This window comes from Allofournierella sp. CML151 (assembly GCF_027853465.1).
Taxonomy (GTDB): Bacteria; Bacillota; Clostridia; order Oscillospirales; family Ruminococcaceae; genus Allofournierella.
This window is the reverse complement of record NZ_JAPNNW010000038.1, coordinates 1-3,150: the sequence shown is the minus strand read 5'-3', so window position 1 is coordinate 3,150 and position 3,150 is coordinate 1. Positions and strand designations below refer to the sequence as shown.

The following is a 3,150-nucleotide window of genomic DNA, read 5'->3' as shown; positions in this document are numbered from 1 at the left end:
CGCAGAGCCGATCGCCAGAGAATACTACAAGGCAGAGATCAGCAAACGCTCATCCGATTTTATTTCGGCAATTGCATATGAGACAAATATTTATCTGGATATTTTGTTTGAACAGTACGAAGAAGCTGTTCTGCTATTTTGCAAAAGCCAAGGCAGTTCTATTGAAGCACTTGTAAGAGAGCTGATTCAACATAAAGTAACGGAAACGGTTCTATTTTTTGAGCGGATTGGTGCAAGACCTGTTGACCAGCATGCTCTGGAGTTATTGATGCAGTCTCAATTCTATTTTTTTCGCCAGCTTCTTGAATCGGGGTACGAAAAAGAAGAAGCCGCATCGTGTATGAAAACCGTTCAGGATTTTATGGCGTCCGGTTGGAAACAATTATTTGAACAGCTCACTGATGCAGACACCATGCGGGTTGACCCATAATGGGAATCACCCGCAATTTTTCAACGTATTGGTTAGCTAAAGCTAACCTATTCGCTTTGGTGGTGAGGAAATACAATGATAGAATTTGAATTGAATTTTTGCTATGAAGGAGAAACTTGCTCCGCATTGCAGGATGCAAAAGGGAGTGTCCGGCCAGGAAAATGTGTTGTCCTGTGCGGGGAAAGCGGTTGTGGAAAAACAACATTGATGCGCTGCATGAATCATCTTATCCCTGCATTTTACGAAGGCTCTCTAAAGGGCTATTGCCTCATGGACGATCAAGATATCAGTAACTTATCCATTGGTGAAACTGGAGCGATTGCTGCGTCCGTATTTCAGGATCCCCGCAGCCACTTTTTCACAGTCAACTTACTTCGCCCTGCTGCACCTGCTGACCAGGAGTCACACATTTGCTGTGGTGAAAGGAAGTATTTTTCCTCTGCATCGCTCATCAAGATATCCGACAATGTACACACGGCGGCGGGATTGGGGGACGCCAAAATCCTTGCTGTTAAGCACCTGCCATTCCACGAAATACCCCAATCGCTCCAGCGTATCGAGGATCGCCGCAAACGTCCGGCCGCCGTCATGATTAAGCAGTCCGGGAACATTTTCAAACAGCAGATAGCGAGACTTCCGGGCTTCAGCCAGTCGGGCAAGCTCAAAGAACAGGGGCCCTCGGGGATCTCCGAATCCTTTTCGAGCGCCAGCGATGCTGAATGCCTGACAAGGGAATCCACCGCAGAGCAGGTCGAATTCGGGCATTGTTTTCGGATCGGCTTTTCGGGCATCGTCAATGAACCACTCTCCTTCCGTATCAAACAGCGTTCTGTAGCTGCGCAGTGCATATTGGTCGCGCTCGCAGTATCCCACACACTCGAATCCTCCGGCCCGACCAAATCCTTCCCGGAAACCGCCGATCCCGGCAAACATATCAATAAATCGAATGGTTTTGCGCATCCTCTCCTTTCTCTTTCCAGTTTTCAAATCAGGCAATCATAGGCCCCACCCCCTTTCATACAGACAAACAAAAAAGCCCCTGCCGACCGTGCTTTTCGCTCCGGTCGGCAGAGGCTGCGCCTTCTGAATTCTATGTTTTTGATTTCTTTTATAATATCATAGTAACTTTATTCTTACCATAATACAATTCCGGAAAAGAACTTAAATGGATTTGCCAAGCTCATAGGCCTGTTGGAGTTCCGGTTTGCCTTTGATGTCACCCACATCCATATTGCCTCCGGCCAAAACATGACCAAGGTTTTTCCAATGCAGGTGTTCCATCAGGTGATCATAATAGAGGACGGCATCATCAAAGCCGTGACCTTCAGCCGCCATCAAAAGAGCGGAAGATTTCCCGTTCCCGCGCAGCAGATTTTTACCGCCTTCTTCCAGGGCAAACAGACGATCAAAGGCGGTACGCAACTGCCCGCTCATGGTCCAGTAATACAGCGGGCTTGCAAGAACAATTACATCGCAATCCCGAACTGCCGGATAAATCCGGTTCATATCATCCTGCTGGACACAGGGGCACTCCCGGTCACTGTGTCCGCCAAAGCATCCTTTGCATCCGTGAATATTCATTTTATCCAAAAAGAACTCCGTTACGGTATGGCCTGCACCTTCTGCCCCTTCTCTAAACGCTGTTACCAGAGCAGAGGTATTACCGCTTTTACGGGGACTTCCATTTAAGATCACTATTTTTTTGCTCATAAAAAACCTCCGTACCAATCAGATTTTGTCGGCCAGTGCTGCCGCCTGCGCACAGCCATCCGTCTTGTTAATGTCGTCCACATTCAGAACGCCGGGTATCAGGACTTCGCCTACCATTTTCCACTTATTTAGGGCGGCAGTACGCTCCATGGGAATGCGGACACCATCCAGCACAGAGCGATCTTCCTCCTCGCAGCAGGCAATCAGCGCACATTCTTTTCCAGCAATGTCCTTGCCACCCACTACTAGAGAAAAGATTTTGTCGATGACCCCCTTGATCTGGGCTGGGATGGAGTACCAGTACACCGGCATGGTGAACACCAGAGTGTCAGCCTCTAGGATAGCCGGCGCAATCATGTTGAAATCATCATCAAAGGAACAGGCCTTCCCGGTCTTGAAACAGGTCTCACAGGCATGGCAGCCTCCAACATTCATCATGGCAGCATCAAATCGAGTAACCGTGTGCCCCTTGGCCTCTGCCGCCTGAATAAAGGCATCCGTCATAGCGAAACTGTTACCGTTCTTGCGAGGGCTACCGGTAATGACAACGATTTTTTTACTCATGATACATTCCTCCTGTTTTGTGGGATTGACTTTCCCTGTATCTGATACTAAAATTTTATCAAGAATACAATAAAAGACAAGTACGCACATTTAGGTGTAATACTTACCTAAAGGAGAGTATAAAATGAGTAACCGCTGCATTGCAAATGAGTGTCTTGGGACCACTGGCTTCAGTTATACCCTTTCGCTGATCAATGGGAAGTACAAGATGACCATTCTCTACACGCTCATGGAATTTGGAGTCGTCCGCTTTAATGAAATGAAAAAATACATTGGGGGGATCTCCTATAAGACCCTGAGTTTGACCCTGAAGGAGCTGGAAGCAGACCAGCTTGTTCATCGGGAGGAATACCCGCAAATCCCTCCTAAAGTGGAGTACAGCTTGACAGAAAGAGGCAAATCTTTGATTCCGATTCTTGATGAAATGTGTGAGTGGGGCGACAAGA

The 3,150-nt window shown here is 47.6% G+C and carries 4 protein-coding genes and 2 pseudogenes; 3 read left to right on the top strand and 3 right to left on the bottom strand.

Annotated features, from left to right (window positions below; all coding sequences use genetic code 11):
* A pseudogene (locus PH256_RS15115) lies at nt 1-430 on the top strand (hypothetical protein); the annotation flags it as partial.
* 75 nt (nt 431-505) lie between these two features.
* Nucleotides 506-718 (top strand): annotated as a pseudogene (locus tag PH256_RS15110) (ATP-binding cassette domain-containing protein); the annotation flags it as partial.
* Nucleotides 719-832: 114 nt separating this feature from the next.
* Here the strand turns inward: PH256_RS15110 and dcm are convergent.
* From dcm to PH256_RS15095, 3 genes are all read right to left on the bottom strand, one after another.
* Complete coding sequence (gene dcm, locus PH256_RS15105) at nt 833-1,363, bottom strand: DNA (cytosine-5-)-methyltransferase (RefSeq protein ID WP_333766449.1); 531 nt, start codon at nt 1,361-1,363, stop codon at nt 833-835.
* A gap of 228 nt (nt 1,364-1,591) precedes the next feature.
* Nucleotides 1,592-2,140, bottom strand: coding sequence for a flavodoxin family protein (locus PH256_RS15100; protein ID WP_270914815.1), 549 nt, complete (start codon nt 2,138-2,140; stop codon nt 1,592-1,594).
* An 18-nt stretch (nt 2,141-2,158) separates the two neighbouring features.
* Entirely contained in the window at nt 2,159-2,704 is a 546-nt protein-coding gene (locus tag PH256_RS15095; RefSeq protein WP_270914814.1) for a flavodoxin family protein, read from the bottom strand.
* 124 nt (nt 2,705-2,828) lie between these two features.
* Between PH256_RS15095 and PH256_RS15090 the strand changes: the two genes are divergently transcribed.
* On the top strand, nt 2,829-3,150 hold a 322-nt coding region (locus PH256_RS15090), incomplete at its 3' end, for a winged helix-turn-helix transcriptional regulator (protein WP_270914813.1).

What these genes read in the sequence shown, in the direction of transcription:
- dcm (WP_333766449.1), bottom strand. Translation starts at nt 1,363, where the DNA reads ATGTTTGCCGGGATCGGCGGTTTCCGGGAAGGATTTGGTCGGGCCGGA.
- PH256_RS15100 (WP_270914815.1), bottom strand. Translation starts at nt 2,140, where the DNA reads ATGAGCAAAAAAATAGTGATCTTAAATGGAAGTCCCCGTAAAAGCGGT.
- PH256_RS15095 (WP_270914814.1), bottom strand. Translation starts at nt 2,704, where the DNA reads ATGAGTAAAAAAATCGTTGTCATTACCGGTAGCCCTCGCAAGAACGGT.